Annotated in this window: 13 protein-coding genes; 4 read left to right on the top strand and 9 right to left on the bottom strand. The window is 48.1% G+C overall.

All coding sequences use genetic code 11. The annotated features are described in order from the left end of the window. Nucleotides 1-433: 433 nt before the first annotated feature. The 3 genes from glgA to mtaB all read right to left on the bottom strand — a co-directional run bounded on the left by glgA (nucleotide 434) and on the right by mtaB (nucleotide 7848). Nucleotides 434-1888: a glycogen synthase GlgA gene (gene glgA, locus T497_RS0109310; protein ID WP_028515376.1), complete on the bottom strand. Its 1455-nt coding sequence runs from the start codon at nucleotides 1886-1888 to the stop codon at nucleotides 434-436. 746 nt (nucleotides 1889-2634) lie between these two features. Continuing rightward, a complete protein-coding gene (locus T497_RS0109305; protein ID WP_028515375.1) occupies nucleotides 2635-6339 on the bottom strand; it encodes a phosphoribosylformylglycinamidine synthase in 3705 nt (1234 codons plus the stop codon). A 198-nt stretch (nucleotides 6340-6537) separates the two neighbouring features. Further along, the gene (gene mtaB / locus T497_RS0109300; RefSeq protein ID WP_028515374.1) at nucleotides 6538-7848 is read right to left on the bottom strand and encodes a tRNA (N(6)-L-threonylcarbamoyladenosine(37)-C(2))-methylthiotransferase MtaB; all 1311 of its coding nucleotides are present in this window, start codon (nucleotides 7846-7848) and stop codon (nucleotides 6538-6540) included. Between the two features lie 265 nt (nucleotides 7849-8113). On the opposite strand from mtaB, the gene T497_RS0109295 reads away from it, so the two are divergent. Then, nucleotides 8114-8344 (top strand): HPr family phosphocarrier protein, encoded by a 231-nt coding sequence (locus tag T497_RS0109295; protein WP_024860854.1) that lies wholly within the window; start codon nucleotides 8114-8116, stop codon nucleotides 8342-8344. Between the two features lie 77 nt (nucleotides 8345-8421). Here T497_RS0109295 and T497_RS16430 read toward each other — a convergent pair whose 3' ends face one another. From T497_RS16430 to T497_RS0109265, 6 genes are all read right to left on the bottom strand, one after another. After that, nucleotides 8422-9015 (bottom strand): hypothetical protein, encoded by a 594-nt coding sequence (locus T497_RS16430; protein WP_051530604.1) that lies wholly within the window; start codon nucleotides 9013-9015, stop codon nucleotides 8422-8424. Between the two features lie 411 nt (nucleotides 9016-9426). Further along, nucleotides 9427-10194: a hypothetical protein gene (locus tag T497_RS0109285; RefSeq protein ID WP_028515373.1), complete on the bottom strand. Its 768-nt coding sequence runs from the start codon at nucleotides 10192-10194 to the stop codon at nucleotides 9427-9429. 252 nt (nucleotides 10195-10446) lie between these two features. Continuing rightward, nucleotides 10447-10659 (bottom strand): helix-turn-helix domain-containing protein, encoded by a 213-nt coding sequence (locus T497_RS0109280; protein ID WP_028515372.1) that lies wholly within the window; start codon nucleotides 10657-10659, stop codon nucleotides 10447-10449. Between the two features lie 11 nt (nucleotides 10660-10670). Further along, a complete protein-coding gene (locus T497_RS0109275) occupies nucleotides 10671-11120 on the bottom strand; it encodes a DUF2975 domain-containing protein (protein WP_028515371.1) in 450 nt (149 codons plus the stop codon). A gap of 19 nt (nucleotides 11121-11139) precedes the next feature. Further along, nucleotides 11140-11610: a hypothetical protein gene (locus T497_RS0109270; protein WP_155266885.1), complete on the bottom strand. Its 471-nt coding sequence runs from the start codon at nucleotides 11608-11610 to the stop codon at nucleotides 11140-11142. A 19-nt stretch (nucleotides 11611-11629) separates the two neighbouring features. Then, complete coding sequence (locus T497_RS0109265; protein ID WP_028515369.1) at nucleotides 11630-12109, bottom strand: DUF2975 domain-containing protein; 480 nt, start codon at nucleotides 12107-12109, stop codon at nucleotides 11630-11632. A gap of 539 nt (nucleotides 12110-12648) precedes the next feature. Between T497_RS0109265 and T497_RS0109260 the strand changes: the two genes are divergently transcribed. From T497_RS0109260 to T497_RS0109250, 3 genes are all read left to right on the top strand, one after another. Next, complete coding sequence (locus T497_RS0109260) at nucleotides 12649-14247, top strand: MBL fold metallo-hydrolase RNA specificity domain-containing protein (protein ID WP_028515368.1); 1599 nt, start codon at nucleotides 12649-12651, stop codon at nucleotides 14245-14247. 280 nt (nucleotides 14248-14527) lie between these two features. Continuing rightward, on the top strand, nucleotides 14528-15613 hold the full coding sequence (gene serC / locus T497_RS0109255) for a 3-phosphoserine/phosphohydroxythreonine transaminase (protein WP_028515367.1): 1086 nt from the start codon (nucleotides 14528-14530) through the stop codon (nucleotides 15611-15613). A 40-nt stretch (nucleotides 15614-15653) separates the two neighbouring features. Further along, a complete protein-coding gene (locus T497_RS0109250; RefSeq protein ID WP_028515366.1) occupies nucleotides 15654-16814 on the top strand; it encodes a 3-phosphoglycerate dehydrogenase family protein in 1161 nt (386 codons plus the stop codon). The last annotated feature ends 143 nt before the right edge of the window (nucleotides 16815-16957 follow it).

Raw genomic sequence — 16957 nt, 5'->3', positions numbered from 1 at the left:
GTTTTAGTAGTCAGTGGTTAGTGATTAATTTGTAGGGACGAACATTGGTCGTCCGTTAATATCGTTACATATAGATTCAAGGCATTGTAGGGGGCGATACCTACATCGCCCCGTTGATTTACGTAACAATTGGTCAGGCTGATGTGGGGGACTCCCTGTAGTACAGGGAGATGTCAGCAGAGCTGACAGAGGGTACGGGTGCCTGTTAGGCATCAGCCCCTACAGCGCAGAGCCTGCGCCCACTTGCCACGGCAGCGTGACACTGCACCCTTGCCACGTTGCCGCTCGTAAACTCGCTCACTCTCATCAATACCGATAATCGTACATCGCTTACGGCACATTTACATGGAACGCCGAGGACGCCGTTCCCTACAGATAATCAGCAAGGGCGGAATGGATCCGCCCTCACTCCCTATAATATGTTTTAGAATTATTACCAGTTTATCATCCAGCTGTACATACCCTCGTACTGACGAGCTGAGCTGTTCCATGAGAAGTCCTGCTCCATAGCTCGCTGTACCATTGCGTCCCACTGCTTGCGGTTATCGTAGTACACTCTCTTGGAGTAGTTGATAGTGTTCAGCATCTCGTCGCCGTTGAAGTTGGCAAATGAGAAGCCGTTGCCTGTTCCGTCAAACTCGTTATATGGCTGGACTGTGTCTTTGAGTCCGCCTGTTTCACGTACTATAGGCAGAGTTCCGTAGCGGAGAGCGATGAGCTGTGTAAGTCCGCAGGGCTCGAACAGTGACGGCATGAGAACTGTATCTGCCGCCGCATAGAGCTTATGGGCAAGGTCGTCGTTGTAGAGGATATTTGCGGAGACTCTCTCGGGGTACTTCCACTGATAGTGTTTGAACATATTCTCATACTTGGGATCGCCTGTGCCTATTATCACGAACTGGGTGTTCTCGTCGCAGATACGCTCCATAGCGTAATTAACGAGGTCAAGTCCTTTCTGGTCGGTAAGACGTGAGATGATACACATCATGTACTTTTCCTTGTCAACGGGAAGTCCCAGCTGTTCCTGCAGTTTCGTCTTGTTCTCAGCCTTTTTGGTCTTGAAGTTCTTGGCTGTGAACGGTGTGAATATCTTGTCGTCGTTTGCAGGATCGAATACCTTGTAGTCGATACCGTTGAGGATTCCCCTCAGTGAAGCTGACCTTGCACGGAGAAGTCCGTCAAGCTGTTCGCCGTAGAAGGGGTATTTTATCTCCTCGGCGTAGGTCTCGGAGACCGTGGTGATGTAGTCCGCATAGACCAGACCGCCCTTGAGCATATTTGCGTTCTTGTTGAACTCCAGCTTATCGGGAGTGAACATATAATCGGGCAGAGCCGTATTGTAGCGGAATGTGTCTATATCCCAAACGCCCTGGAATTTCAGGTTATGGATAGTCATTATCGTCTTTGTTGCACTGAAGAACGGGTTCGTAGCAAAAGCAGAGTGCAGAAAAACGGGAATGAGGGACGACTGCCAGTCGTGACAGTGTATGATATCGGGACGGAAGCCGATAACAGGCAGGATAGCCAGTACAGCCTTGCAGAAGAAAGTGAATCTCTCGATGTCCCATTTAAGGTCTGATGAATATGGAGTATCGCACTTGAAGTAATACTCGTTGTCAACGAAATAGAACTTTATGCCGTTGTACTCATACTCCATAATGCCGACATGAACCCCCTCGCTTCTCATGCCGTAGTCCATATAGAAGTGATGAACGTACTTGAATTCGCTTCTGTACTTATCGGGTATGCAGGTGTAGTAAGGCATTATAATCCTTACATCGAAATTCTTCTTGTCGATATACTGCGGAAGTGCGCCTACAACGTCAGCAAGTCCGCCTGTCTTTATAAATGGTACACACTCGGAAGCGGCAAACAGTATATTATTCATAGCATATCTCCCTTTTTAGTTATTAGTTATTAGTGCCTAGTGATTAGTAATCATCTAATTGTAGGGCACGAACGACAAAGTTGGCTCCTGCACAAACTAATAACTAATCACTAATAACTTTAATCTACTTATTATTATATACTAAATAATAGTATTAGTCAACACAAAAATATGAACATTGCACAGCCAGCAGAAACACTGTGAATATCAACAATAGTATTGACATTTATTTGTTGATTAAGCCAAATTCAAAAATTATTTTTAATAAGTTATCAGTTGATAGTGATTAGTAATTAGTTTGTGTAGGGGCGACGTCCCGTCGCCCGTTATACCCGTTTTAAATAAAATGCCATTTGTAGGGGCGAACAGTGTTCGCCCGAAATAAACGTGGTTTGTCATACACGGGCGCAGAGCCTGCGCCCCCTCGCCACATTGCCGCTCGTAAACTCGCTCACTATTATCAACACCGATAATCGTACATCGCTTACGGCACATTACATGGGCGGATAATATCCGTCCCCTACAGCGCAGAGCCTGCGCCCCCTTGCCACGTTGCCGCTCGTAAACTCGCTCACTATTATCAACACCGATAATCGTACATCGCTTACGGCACATCTACACGGGCGGATAATATCCGCCCCTACAGCGCGTCATTTATAATTGCATTATAATTCGTGGGACGCCGAGGGCGGCGTCCCCTACAGGCTAAGGGCTAAAAAAGGACAGCCGAAGCTGTCCTTTTTTCATCATGTGAAGTATTTAACGCCGCTCTCGAATATCTTCTGGTCTTTTTCACCCTGAACGTTCTTACAGATATAGCTACCCTTACGCTCTGAGTGTCCCATTTTACCGAATACACGTCCGTCGGGAGAAGTGATACCCTCGATAGCCTCGATAGAGGTATTGGGGTTATAGCGTATATCCATTGTTGGGTTGCCGTCAAGGTCAACGTACTGTGTAGCTATCTGACCGTTGTTTGCAAGCTGCTGAATGAGACTTGCAGGAGCTACGAAGCGTCCCTCACCGTGTGAGATAGCAACTGTATGGATATCGCCTACCTCACAGCCATAGAGCCATGGGCTCTTGTTGGAGGCGATACGTGTATTTACCATCATGGACTGGTGGCGGTTTATGGTATTGAATGTAAGCGTAGGTGCGTCGTCAGCCATGTCGATTATCTCACCGTATGGAACGAGTCCCAGCTTGATAAGAGCCTGGAATCCGTTGCAGATACCTAGCATAAGACCGTCGCGGTTCTTTAAGAGGTCGTGAACTGCGTCCTTTATCTTGGGGTTGCGGAAGAATGCTGTAATGAACTTGCCGCTTCCCTCGGGCTCGTCACCGCCGCTGAATCCGCCCGGTATCATAACTATCTCGGAACGTCTTACTGCGCTCTCGAAGTATCTTACGCTCTCCTCGATATCTCCAGCGGAGAGGTTTCTGATAACGACTACCTCAGCCTTGGCGCCTGCCTTTTCAAAGGCTCTTGCAGTATCGTACTCGCAGTTTGTGCCGGGGAATACAGGGATAAGGACTCTCGGCTTTGCTATCTTTGTAGAAGCTGAAAGCTGAATGCGGTTAGGTGAAGAATATGTCTGGGGAGTTGTATCTGTAGTCTTTATGCGGCACGGGAATACAGGCTCAAGCTTAGCCTCCCATACTCTCTGGAGGTTGTCAAGGCTGACAGTATAGTCCATAGAGAGTATCTTGTAATCGGAAACAGTTTTACCGATGATGTTCTCGCCGCTCTTTGCGTCGCCCTTGAGCTCGATGATGAATGCGCCGTAGCATGGCTTGTAGAGCTCCTTAGCGCTGAGTCTTGTTGTGAACTCGAAGCCTATCTTGTTGCCGAAGCACATCTTTGCGATACCCTCTGCAAATCCGCCGTAGCCGATAGTCCAGATAGCATTTGCGCGGTCGTCCTTGATTATCTGCTCTACCTTGTCGAAGCAAGCCTTGATGCTGTCCCACTTTGGAAGTCCGTTCTCGTCGTACTCGGGAACGATAGAGATGACTGTATTGCCCGAGCCCTTGAACTCTGTGGAAACTACCTTGTCTGCCGTAGCAGTGGAAACTGCGAATGAAACCAGTGTAGGAGGAACGTCGATATTCTCGAAAGTACCCGACATTGAGTCCTTTCCGCCGATAGAGCCGCAGCCAATTTCAAGCTGAGCCCTGAATGCGCCGAGAAGTGCAGCCATTGGCTTGCCCCAGCGCTTTGGATCGTTCTGAGTTCTCTCGAAATACTCCTGGAAGGTGAGCCAGCACTTCTTGTAGGTACCGCCTGCGGCAACTACCTTAGCGATAGACTCGATAACAGCCAGCATTGAGCCGTGGTAAGGAGATTTCTCGGATATATCGGGGTTATAGCCCCAGCCCATGAGCGAGCAGGTATTGGTCTCACCCTCAAGCACAGGAATCTTTGCAGCCATAGCCTGTGAGGGAGACATCTGGTATACTCCGCCGAAAGGCATGAGGACTGTGCCTGCGCCGATAGTGGAGTCGAACTTCTCTATAAGTCCCTTCTGTGAGCATACATTGAGGTTTGACATGAGCTGAGTCCATGAATCTGCGCTGTCTGCGATATCATCATCAGCCACGAATGCAGGAGCTTCTACCTCTATGTCTGTATACTTGGGAGCGCCGTTTGAGTTGAGGAACTCTCTTGAAAGGTCAACGATAGTGTTGCCGTTCCATACCATTTTGAGTCTTGGCTCCTCTACAACATCGGCAACGAGGGTAGCTTCAAGGTTCTCCTTTGCAGCCTCCTCCATGAACTTGTCCTTATCCTCGGGAGCTATGACAACAGCCATTCTCTCCTGAGACTCGGAAATAGCGATCTCGGTACCGTCGAGACCGTCGTACTTCTTGGGAACTGCATTGAGGTTGATAACGAGACCGTCTGTCAGCTCGCCGATAGCAACTGAAACGCCGCCTGCACCGAAGTCGTTGCAGCGCTTTATCATCTTAGTTACCTCTGGATTGCGGAACAGTCTCTGGAGCTTTCTCTCCTCGGGAGGATTACCCTTCTGTACCTCTGCGCCGCAGTGCTCGAGGGATTCAAGTGTGTGTGACTTGGACGAGCCTGTAGCTCCGCCGCAGCCGTCGCGACCTGTCTTGCCGCCGAGAAGGATAACGATATCTCCCGGAACAGGTCTTTCTCTGCGGATATTCTCGGCAGGAGCAGCTCCGAGAACTGCGCCTATCTCCATACGCTTAGCAACATAGCCAGGGTGGTATACCTCTGCAACATGACCTGTAGCAAGACCTATCTGGTTGCCGTATGAGCTGTAGCCGTTGGCAGCTCCGAGAGTGATCTTTCTCTGTGGGAGCTTGCCTGCGATAGTATCTTCAACAGGAACAAGAGGATTAGCCGCACCTGTTACACGCATAGCCTGATATACGTAAGAACGTCCCGAAAGCGGATCGCGGATAGCGCCGCCCAGACAGGTAGCAGCACCGCCGAAAGGCTCTATCTCAGTCGGGTGGTTGTGAGTCTCGTTCTTGAACATGAGTATCCAGTCCTCGAGCTGACCGTCTATGTCCACCTTTATCTTTACGGAACAAGCGTTTATCTCCTCGCTCTCGTCGAGGTCGGGGAGCTTTCCGTCAGCCTTCAGCTTCTTGGCTGCAAGGGTAGCAAGGTCCATAAGAGTCATGGGCTTGTCCGTTCTGCCCAGCTCCTTGCGGACATTCACATACATATCGTATGTATCTTTTATATAAGGAGTATCAATCTTTACGTTTTCTACATTGGTGAGGAATGTGGTATGACGGCAGTGGTCAGACCAGTAGGTATCTATCATGCGTATCTCGGTGATAGTGGGGTTGCGCTTCTCCTCGTTGCGGAAATAATCCTGACAGAACTTGATATCGTCATAGTCCATGGCAAGGCCGAACTTGTCAACGAAAGCGTGGAGACCGTATGCATTGAGGTTGATGAAGCCCTCCAGCTCCTCTACTGTAGTTGGGATATCATAGTTTGTATCGAGAGTCTTGACAGTCTCAAGTGAAGCCTCACGGCTCTCAACGGGGTTGATGATGTAGGACTTGAGCTTAGCGAAGTCCTCGTCGCTGATGATACCCGAGATTATGTATATCCTTGCGTTTCTCACGCGGCAGCGCTCTCCCTGACGGAGTATCTGTATACACTGCTCGCAGCTGTCGGCTCTCTGGTCGAACTGACCGGGGAGGTACTCAACGGCAAAAACGCGGTCTGTCTCTGATACAGGTGGGAGCTCGTCGTAAACAACGTCAACGGCAGGCTCTGAGAAAACGGTGCTTATAGCAGCCTTGAAATCCTCCTCGCTGAGCTTGTCTGCGTCGTATCTGTTGAGGATACGGACTCCCGAAATGTTAAGTCTGAGCGCAGTTTTTATATCGCTGAGCACGGACTGAGCTTCAACTGCAAATTCAGGCTTCTTTTCAACGTAAATTCTGAATACGGACATAATTCAGTCTCCCTTCAATTTAATTCATAATGCGTAATGCGTAATTAGCAATGAAATATGCCGGAACGAACTGTAGGGGCTGATGCCCACATCAGCCCGTCCATAAGAAAATCGTAATGCTCGGGGCGATGTAGGCATCGCCCCCTACATTCAAAAGTGTACAGGCTCTGCTCTAATCCCTGATTCCGCATTCCGCATTCAAACGTCAGACACTGCGCTGCCAATGCAGCAGTCGTGACCATACTTCTCTATTATAACACTAATTATCCGATTACGCAAACTTTTTTCTGGATTTTTTCGAGAAATTTTTATTAATGTATAGTCGGGTGCGTATCCGCGGTGAAATTCTGTAGAATTTTCACGTTCAAACAGCACCGGGACTGTTTTGCCTACCAACGAGCTAAGATATTTCTCCCTTGTTTCGTCTGCCGCCGCAGTCATCTCCTGCCAGCGGAGAGTCTTGACGCTCTCGGGAACCTGTCCGTCCATTTTGTCGGCTCTTGTACCCTTTCTCCGCGAATATCGGAACACATGAACCTTTGCGAAGCCTATCCTGCGTATGAACTCCACGGACTCGGCATGGTCAGCCTCAGTCTCCTGCGGAAATCCCACCATTACGTCCGTAGTGAATGAGCAGTCGGGAAAAATGCTCCGTATGCGCTCTGTAAGAGCAAGGTACTCCTCGGCGGTGTACTTGCGGTTCATGGCTTTAAGGGTGCGTTCGCAGCCGCTTTGCAGGGACAAATGGAACTGGTGACAGAACTGGGGCAGGGCTTTCAGCCGCCTGAGAAGCTCCTCCGACATCATCTCGGGCTCCAGCGAGCCGAGCCTTATGCGCTCTATGCCCTCTGTTTCTGCGCAGAGCTCCGCGGCGTCCGCAAGGTCAAGTCCCCATTCCCTGCCGTAAAAGGCAAGGTTTATGCCAGACAGGACTATCTCCTTAACGCCGTTTTCCGCGATAGCGCCTATCTCCTCACGGAGCACATCAACAGGCTTCGAGCGGCAGCGCCCCCTTGCAAAGGGTATCATGCAGTATGAGCAGAACTGGTTGCAGCCGTCCTGTATCTTCACGAACGCCCTTGTATTGCTGTCAAAACGGGTGCATTTCAGGGGCTCGAATATATCCTCGGCGCTGTAGTCCGACAGCTCCACGATACGGGTGCGGTTCTCAAGGCAGTCCCCTACCAGCTCCACGATATGGGCTCTGGACTTGGTGCCTGCGATAATGTCCGCCTCGGAGAGCTTCGCCGCCTCCTCGCGGTTAGCCTGCGGATAGCAGCCTGTCAGGGCTATGACCGCATCAGGCAGAGCCGCCCTTGTCTTTCGCAGAGCCGCCAATGCACGGCTGTCTCCCGAGGAAGTCACGGTACAAGAGTTTATCACGACAGCATCGGCTTCGGATATTTCCTCCGTTATCTCATAGGAAGCCTCACGAAACAGCGATTTCATGCACTCTGTCTCGTAGTGGTTCACCTTGCAGCCGAATGTTATAAAATTAATTTTATACATAGTTTGTTCCTTTTTGACGTATTTAACAGTAATTTGTGCGTAATCAGTTATATAAAATATGCACAAAAATACACCTCGTAATTTATGCACACTTAATAACTAAAAAATAACTCTCTCTTACTCAATCAATTATACCAAATTGACGAAAATGTGTCAAACTCCTTGACACTATATGCTTTTAATGTTATTATGGTATTGCGGAATTGGAAAAGCCGCAGAAAAAGAAATAAACGAGCAAAAACACAACAAACAGGAGGTATTAAGCATGACTAAAACAACTGTTAATCTTCAGGCAATCAACGACGTAAAGGAATTCGTCAATATAGTTATGAAGTACGACTTCGATATTGACCTTGTTTCCGGCAGATACGCTATTGACGCTAAGTCTATCATGGGTATCTTCAGCCTCGACCTCTCTAAACCCATCCAGCTCAACGCACACACAGACAATGCAGATGCATTCCTTAAAGAGATCGACAAATTCATCGTTAAGTAAGATTTAACATAACACACAAAGCAAAAGGGATATGTTCCATTCGGAATGTATCCCTTTTTCCTTTATATGCTCAAAACTCATTGCCTGTCATAATATTTCTTGCCGCCGTTTGGACGGAAATAAGTCCTGATATAGCCGTCCTTGGAAAGAATAACGAACTCGTTGGTATCCTCGATATAGTAAACTCCGTCGCCGTCCTCGGCTTCGGTCTTGTGAAGCGCCTCGCTGTTGTTTATGACATCGCTGGCGCCTTTTTCGTATTCAGCAGCGGTGCTGTAGCTTTTGTCGAAGTCCTTGCTGAACTCTCCGCCGTGCTTCTCGAAGTGCTCGTTGAGGAGCTTCCTGCTGCGGAAGTGGTACTCAACATAAGTGCCGTCATCAAGCCCGAATACGGAAGTCGTGGTCGTCTCGGCAAGAGCCTCAGTAGTGGTGGTTTTCTTCTGGTTCTGCTGTTTTTTCGCCGTAGTCTTTGTAGTTTTTGCTTTTTTTGTCGTAGTCGAAGCCTTGGTAGTCTCGGGAGTTTTGATAGTCCAGTCCTGTATCTCCACAGCGGTGGTAGTAACGGACTGCGTTTTTTCCGAATAACCCGAATTATGGTCGGTACAGCCGCCGAAAACTGCCGAAGCGAGCACAGCCGCCGAGAAAAATGCAAATATCCTTCTGTTATCCATATCATTGACTCCCTTCCGAGCTGAGCCGGCTCGACTGCGTCCGCGCTGCCGCTCGCAAACTCGCTCACTCTTATCAAAACCGTTCATCGCATATCGCTTACGGCGTATTTACACGGGCGGATAATATCTGCCCCTACTTTTTCTTTATTATACAGCAAGCCGCCAAGAATATCAAGTTACAATTTGACAAAAAAGTTACCATGTAGGGGCGGCGTTTCGCCGCCCATTTAATTTCACCGTATCCCTCGGGACGTCGAGGACGCCGTCCCCTACAAATATTATTTGCAGCGTAATTAACGGGAGGGCGAGGGTGCCCTCCCCTACAGAGTATCATTCATCATTTTAACGTGTTCTTAGCTCTTAGTTCTAATAACAAAAAAGCCGCAAGGAAAAATCCTCGCGGCTCTGCGCTTATGTAGTTGTACGAACTTCCCTTATATCATAGCTCAGCTCATAGCTGTCGTCAGCGCACTTGCTGTAGAAGCTGCTGACTATTCGGCTTGCAACAAGGTGTCCGCCCTCGTCATCTGCACCGATGAGAAGTATAACTACCCTGTCGTCACCGCATACCGACGACATATCGCCTCGTCTTAAACATTTACGCACCGATTCGGCAAGTATGCTCATGGTCTGCCTGTTCTCCGCAGGCGTTTTGTCTCCGATGTGGTCAAGCTTCATTACAAGCATCTGTGCATTCTTCTGTGTACGCTCAAGAACTCGCAGTACAAATCGGAATATATTGGTGAAATCAACGGAACGGACGCAGTATGCTCCCGAATCGCCGTCGTTTATCTCCATAATGTTGTCAATATTCATCATGTGCTCAGAGCTCTCGCGCAGAGATACCGCCGCAATACCGCGAAGTCTGCGGATAAGCAGCTGTCCGCTGATAGGCAGTCTTACCACGTCGTCAAAGCCCATGCCTAAAAGTATCTCCTGATTCTCGCAGCTGCACTCCGAAGTAACAGCCGCCACAGGGACGTCCCTGAAGCGTTCATATGTCTGGATATCGGCGATGACCGTGCCTATGGCTCCGCCGCAGTATTCCTCGGACACAAGAATTATGTCACATTTTTTCAGTCCGTTCACATCGGAAGCTATGGTGTATTCAAATTCCTCGCCTATGGTCTTTTCCCAGAATCCAGCCTTATTAGTGCTGTCGATGATACCTGCTATCATAGCTTCGCCTCCTCGTTCAAAAAAAGTTCATAAACTATTATAGCACAGAGAAGGAAAAGTTTCAAGTATCGGTTGCTACAAAAATTCGACACTTTTTTAGTCAAATAAACCAGAAATCACTCAGAAACTATGAAATGTAGGGGCTGATGCCCACATCAGCCCGTCAAAATACATTTAACCTCAACGGGGCGATGTAGGCATCGCCCCCTACATTCTCAACTCTCAACTGAACCATAATTTTGCACAGCAAAATTATGGTTCGTCATCTATAAATTCCAGTATATCTCCCGGCTGACAGCCCAGCGTCTTGCATATAGCATTCAGTGTTGAAAAGCGTATGGCGCTGACCTTGCCTGTTTTGAGCTTTGAAAGATTAACATTGCTTACCCCAACACGTTCACTAAGCTCGTTCAGGCTCATTTTCCGGTCAGCCATTACGCGGTCAAGTCTCAGAATTATGGACATATCCCCTCACCTCACAGAGTTTCGTCAGACTCGGTCTGCAAAAGATTGCCGTAGCGCATTATCTCCGCAAAGAACAGGAAAAGAACTGCTATGAATATGGAACCTGTGCCCATAACTCCTGTTTTCAGTATCCCGAGCTCACTGAGCTGAAAAAACGTAGGGAGCATGGCTTTTACGAGAAAAACGCCTGCTATACCTCTGACAGCCCATACATTACCGCGTGTAAAAGGTCTGCCGCTTCTGAATATCCTGAAGAAAATCAGTGCAGCGAGAATAAGTATTGCGGCATATAAACAATATGATACTATATTCTTTGCGAGGATATTTTTCATGTTTTCGCAGGATTTTGTGTTATTATAATACCATACTCCTGCCGATACGCTTGAAATTGCTCCCAAAACCGATAATATCATTATCACAAGACTGCTGTTTTTTATTATTGATATATTTTTATTTATCATATTTATCTCTCCTTTGTTCTTATAAGGTCTCGTCAGAAAGCTTCTGCAAGTCCTTGCCGTATCGGAATACCAGCGAAAATGCGTAGAGCACCAGTCCTGCGAACCAGAAAAGGTCTACCCTTATCTCCCTTGCCGCAATGAATATGCATATTATCTTCCCTATCTCAATTATTATCATGTAAGCGCCTAAATTCCGCAGCAAATTGCTTATTTTACGCGTGAACGGAGTTCTTCTCCTGCCCAGCTCGTTCAGCAGCATAAAAGCCGTGACAAAGCCAGCCACAACCGAAAAGAATATCGCCAGAAACGCTGCAAGATAGATGATATCGGTTACATGGAAGTTATGATGGTCGATATGCAGTGTGTAGTCCTTTCGTATTTCCGAGCCCGAAAGCATACCAAAGATATTCAGCGCTCCGTAAGCCACCATAGCTATAAGGCTTATGCGGCTTATACGCTGTATTTTACGCGTAAGCTGTTTTTTATCCATAGACTCACGTCCTTTCTGCTCAGAGAGTTTCATCTGACTCCTTCTGCAATACCGTTCCGTAGCGGAATACCAGCGAGAATGCGTACAGAACCAGTCCTGCCAGCCACAGCATACCTATTTCGACAGTCCCCTCGGAAAGATAATAGAATCCTGCTCTTGTGACCTCATAGACCATAAGGCTCACGCCCATATTCTTTATAGCTTTGCTGACCTTTTCCGTAAAAGGCGAAGCTCCGCGGCTCATGCCGAATAGAAGCTGCAAGCCTGCCACTATTGTAATAACAAGAGCCGTCAGCATTGCAACAGCGCAGACAACTCCAAGCAATGCCTCCCATACTGCTATATCAGATCCGTCGTCGACAGAGTTCCAGCCGTCAATGAAGCCCTTTTTTGCCGAAGGAAACATGGCGTATGCCGCAATTCCGATATATGCTATCAGTCCGACTACAGATATCCTGCTGATGTTTTTGATCTTAGAATTAAGTTTTTCGTTTTCCATAATGATTCTCCTTTTCTGTTTTTTCGTGGGAGCTCTCCCTGTCTGTGATTACATGATACCACGTCAGTTAATGTTTGTCAATGGTTTTTTATCGTTTATCATTAAATATTGTATGTTTAAACATAAAAAGGCAGGTTCTGGGAGCTCCCTGTTGTACAGTTTACACGATAAAAATTTATCGTTAAACATTAAATCTCTGATTTGGCACATTTGAATTTCTGGCATTTTTCACAGTTTTATTATAGACATCAGCGCAGAAATGTGTTATAATATATGTAGGGAACGCCGCCCTCGGCGTTCCGCTTATATGAATTTGCAGGGGCGGATATTATCCGCCCGTTAAGGGACGCCCATTGGGAGTCCGCCAACCCAAAACTATATGTAGGGGGGCGATGCCCACATCGCCCCGTTAAATAGCAAATAAAATCGGGCTGATGTGGGCATCAGCCCCTACATTGGAACGCCGAGGGCGGCGTTCCCTACAAGTTAAATCAAAATCCTACAAAGCATGATTTTGATCTGAACAGGGAGGAAACCACATGAAAATGACTTTTATCGGCGCTACCCATGAAGTTACGGGCAGCTGTACCTATATAGAAGCCTGCGGCAAGAAGTTCCTTGTGGACTTCGGTATGCAGCAGGGCGAGGACATATTCGAGAACGTTCAGGTACCTGTATCTCCGTCCAATATCGACTTTGTTCTCCTTACTCACGCACATATTGACCATTCGGGACTGCTCCCACTGCTCTATGCAGGCGGCTTTCAGGGCGAGATACACGCTACGGAGGCTACCACAAACCTCTGCTCCGTAATGCTCCGAGACAGTGCGCACATTCAGGAATTTGAAGCGGAATGGCGAAGCCGTAAGGCTGCAAGACGCGGCGAGCCCGACTACGAGCCCCTCTACACTATGGACGACGCTATCGGAGCTATCGAGCTTTTCGTTCCGCACCGCTATGAGCAGAAATTCGAGGTATGCGAGGGCATAAAGGTTCTCTTCCGCGACGCAGGTCATCTTCTGGGCTCGTCAAGCATACTCCTCACCATAACCGAGAACGGCATCTCCAAGACTATTGCTTTTTCGGGCGATATCGGCAACACTTACCAGCCCCTTATCCGCGATCCGCAGTACATCGAATCCGCAGATTACGTGGTTATGGAGTCCACCTATGGAAACCGCATACACGACCGTCCCACGGACTACACAGCTTCTCTTGCCCGTGTTCTGCAGGAGACCTTTGACCGCGGCGGCAGCGTCATAATCCCATCATTTGCAGTGGGCAGAACTCAGGAAATGCTTTACTTTATCCGCCATATCAAGGCGGAGGGACTTGTCACAAGACACGACGGCTTCCCCGTTTACGTGGACAGTCCTCTTGCCAATGAGGCTACGGATATATTCATCAGCAACCGTGAGAGCTGCTACGACGAGGAGGCTCTCTCCTTTGTCCGTCAGGGCATAAATCCTATCAGCTTCGACGACCTTATCAGGACTGTCAGCAGTGACGACTCCCGTGCTATCAACGACGATCCCCGTCCAAAGGTAATCATCTCCGCCAGCGGTATGTGCGAGGCAGGACGTATCAAGCACCACCTCAAGCATAACCTCTGGAGAAAAGAGAATACCATTCTTTTCGTGGGATATCAGGCAGGAAATACCCTTGGACGCGCCCTTGTCGACGGCGCAAAGCGCGTAAAGCTCTTCGGCGAGACCGTAAAGGTAGCCGCAAGGATAACAAAGCTCCCCGGTATCAGCGGTCACGCAGATATGAACGGACTCCTTGCGTGGGCTAAGTCCGTCAAGGGAGTGCAGCGCTTCTTCATCAATCACGGCGAGGCAACAGGCTCTGAGAGCTTTGCACAGAAGCTCCGCGATGAGCTGGGCGCAGAGGTATACGTTCCCTACAGCGGCGCGGAGTTCGATATTGCCGAAAATGTGGTAACTATCGACGCCGAGCCTATCCCGATACCAAAGAAGCGCAACAGCGCAAACTTCAACATCACCTACAGCGACCTCGTTGCAGCGTCAGACCGCCTTGCGGCTCTTATCAGGGACTCCGACGGCAGGACGAATGCGGATATGCGCCAGCTCACCGAGGCTATCCACAAGCTCTGCGACGAGTGGAAATTACCGTAAATACGCATTAAGGACAGCTTCGGCTGTCCTTTTTTGTGGAATAATTTATTTGACATCAAAGCGGCAGGAGTGCTCCCCTGCCGTATTTTTTTGTAAAAAAAGCTCTAAAAGCTACTAAAAACAGATTTGCCCTACCTATTTTTATGGCTTTTGACGAATATTGCCTGCTCCGCAAAAATTTCGGCTTTATATATTGACATATTTTGAACAAAGGAGTATAATTTATATTGTATTGCAAATACTTCTTATTTTTATAATATATAACTTGGAGGTTTTTAACATGAGCAGAGTTTACAACTTCAGTGCAGGTCCTGCTGTTCTCCCTGAGGAAGTTCTCAAGGAATGTGCAGAGGAAATGATGGATTACAAGGGCTGCGGTATGTCCGTTATGGAGATGTCCCACCGTTCAAAGGTTTATGATGAGATAATCAAGGAAGCAGAGAAGGATCTCCGCGACCTTATGAATATCCCTGACAACTACAAGGTGATCTTCGTACAGGGCGGCGCAAATCTTCAGTTCGCAGAGGTTCCTATGAACCTTATGAAGAAGGGCAAGGCTGCTTACATCATCACAGGTCAGTGGGCTAAGAAGGCTGCTGCTGAAGCTGAGAAGTACGGCGAGGTAGTAAGAGTCGCTTCTTCTGCTGACAAGACATTCTCTTATATCCCTGATTGCTCAGACCTTGATATTCCCGAAGATGTTGACTATGTTTACATCTGCGAGAACAACACTATCTACGGTACAAAGTTCTGGGAGCTCCCCAACACAAAGGGCCACGAGCTGGTTGCTGACGTAAGCTCATGCTTCCTTTCAGAGCCTGTTGACGTAAAGAAGTACGGCGTTATCTACGGCGGCGTTCAGAAGAACGTTGGTCCTGCAGGCGTTCAGATCATCATCGTTCGTGAGGATCTCATCGCTGACGGTCCTGCATTCAAGCAGACTCCTACAATGATGGACTGGAAGATACAGGCTGATAACGAGTCTCTCTACAATACACCTCCTACATATGGCATCTATGTATGCGGCAAGGTATTCAAGTGGATCAAGAAAATGGGCGGCCTTGAGGGCATGAAGGCGCACAACGAGAAGAAGGCTAAGATCCTCTATGATTTCCTCGACAGCAGCAAGATGTTCAAGGGCACAGTTGAAAAGAAGGACCGCTCACTCATGAACGTTCCGTTCATCACAGGCAATGATGAGCTTGACAAGAAGTTCATTGCTGAGTCAGATGCAGCAGGCTTCAAGAACCTCAAGGGCCACAGATCTGTCGGCGGTATGAGAGCTTCTATCTACAACGCTATGCCTATCGAGGGCGTTGAAAAGCTCGTTGCTTTCATGAAGAAGTTCGAGGAAGAGAATTCCTGAGATAATTTTTGATACTATATTGTAAAGGAGTTTTACTGAAATGTACAAGATTCAGACATTAAATAAGATATCAGCTATCGGCACAGATATTTTTGACAAGAGCAAGTACTCAGTAGCAGAAGATATCGCTAATCCTGACGCTATCATGGTTCGTTCAGCTAAAATGCACGATATGCAGTTTGGCGACAACCTTCTCGCTATCGCACGTGCAGGCGCAGGCGTAAACAATATCCCTGTTGAGCGCTGCGCACAGGAGGGTATCTGCGTATTCAATACTCCCGGCGCTAACTCAAACGCTGTTAAGGAGCTTGCTATATGCGCACTTCTCCTTGCTTCAAGAAAGATAGTTGAGGCAGCTTCATGGGCAGCTTCACTCAAGGGCACACCTGACGCTCCAAAGACAGTTGAGGGCGGCAAGTCAAAGTTTGCAGGTCCTGAGATCGCAGGCAAGACACTGGGTATCATCGGTCTCGGCGCTATCGGCGGTAAGATCGCTAACGCTGCTGAGTCTCTCGGCATGAAGGTTATCGGCTACGATCCATTCCTTTCAGTAGGCGCTGCTCTTCACCTTGAGCCTTCCGTAAAGATCGTTTCTGATATCAACGAGATATACACAAACAGCGATTACATCACAATTCATATGCCTTACACTCCTCAGACAAAGAACACTATCGACGCTGAGCAGATAGCTATGATGAAGGACGGCGTTCGTCTTATCAACCTCGCAAGAGGCGAGCTCATCAACAGCGAAGCAGTAGTTAAGGCTATTGCTGAGGGCAAGGTTGCCAAGTACGTTACAGACTTTGCTGACGATGTAGTTCTCGGCGTTGAGAACGTTATCGTTCTCCCACATCTCGGCGCTTCAACTCCCGAGAGCGAGGACAACTGCGCTGTTATGGCTGCTGAGGAGCTCATCGAGTACATCGAGAACGGCAACATCAAGAACAGTGTAAATCTTCCTAATGCTTCAATGAACGCAGTAGGCACAAAGATCTGCATTATCCACAAGAACGTTCCTACAACTATCGCTTCTATCACTTCAGCAGTAGGCAACGAGGGCATCAACATCGAGAACATGGTAAACGCAAGCAAGAAGGACTTTGCTTACACAATGCTCGACGTAACAGGCGATGTACCTCCTACAGTTGAGGGCAAGATAAACGCAGTTGACGGCGTTATCAAGGTAAGAGTTATCAAGTAAGATATATACATAAAATATTACGGCGTTTCCGTTGTTTCGGAAACGCCGTTTTTTATTTTAATAACTAAGAATTTTGTTTGTAGGGGCGGGCGTCCCCGACCGCCCATTTTTTCGCTGCAATAATGGGACGTCGAGGACGCCGT

Origin of the sequence: Ruminococcus flavefaciens MA2007 (assembly GCF_000621845.1) — a bacterium.
Classification (GTDB): domain Bacteria; phylum Bacillota; class Clostridia; order Oscillospirales; family Ruminococcaceae; genus Ruminococcus; species Ruminococcus flavefaciens_E.
This window is presented reverse-complemented; position numbering and strand designations above follow the sequence as displayed.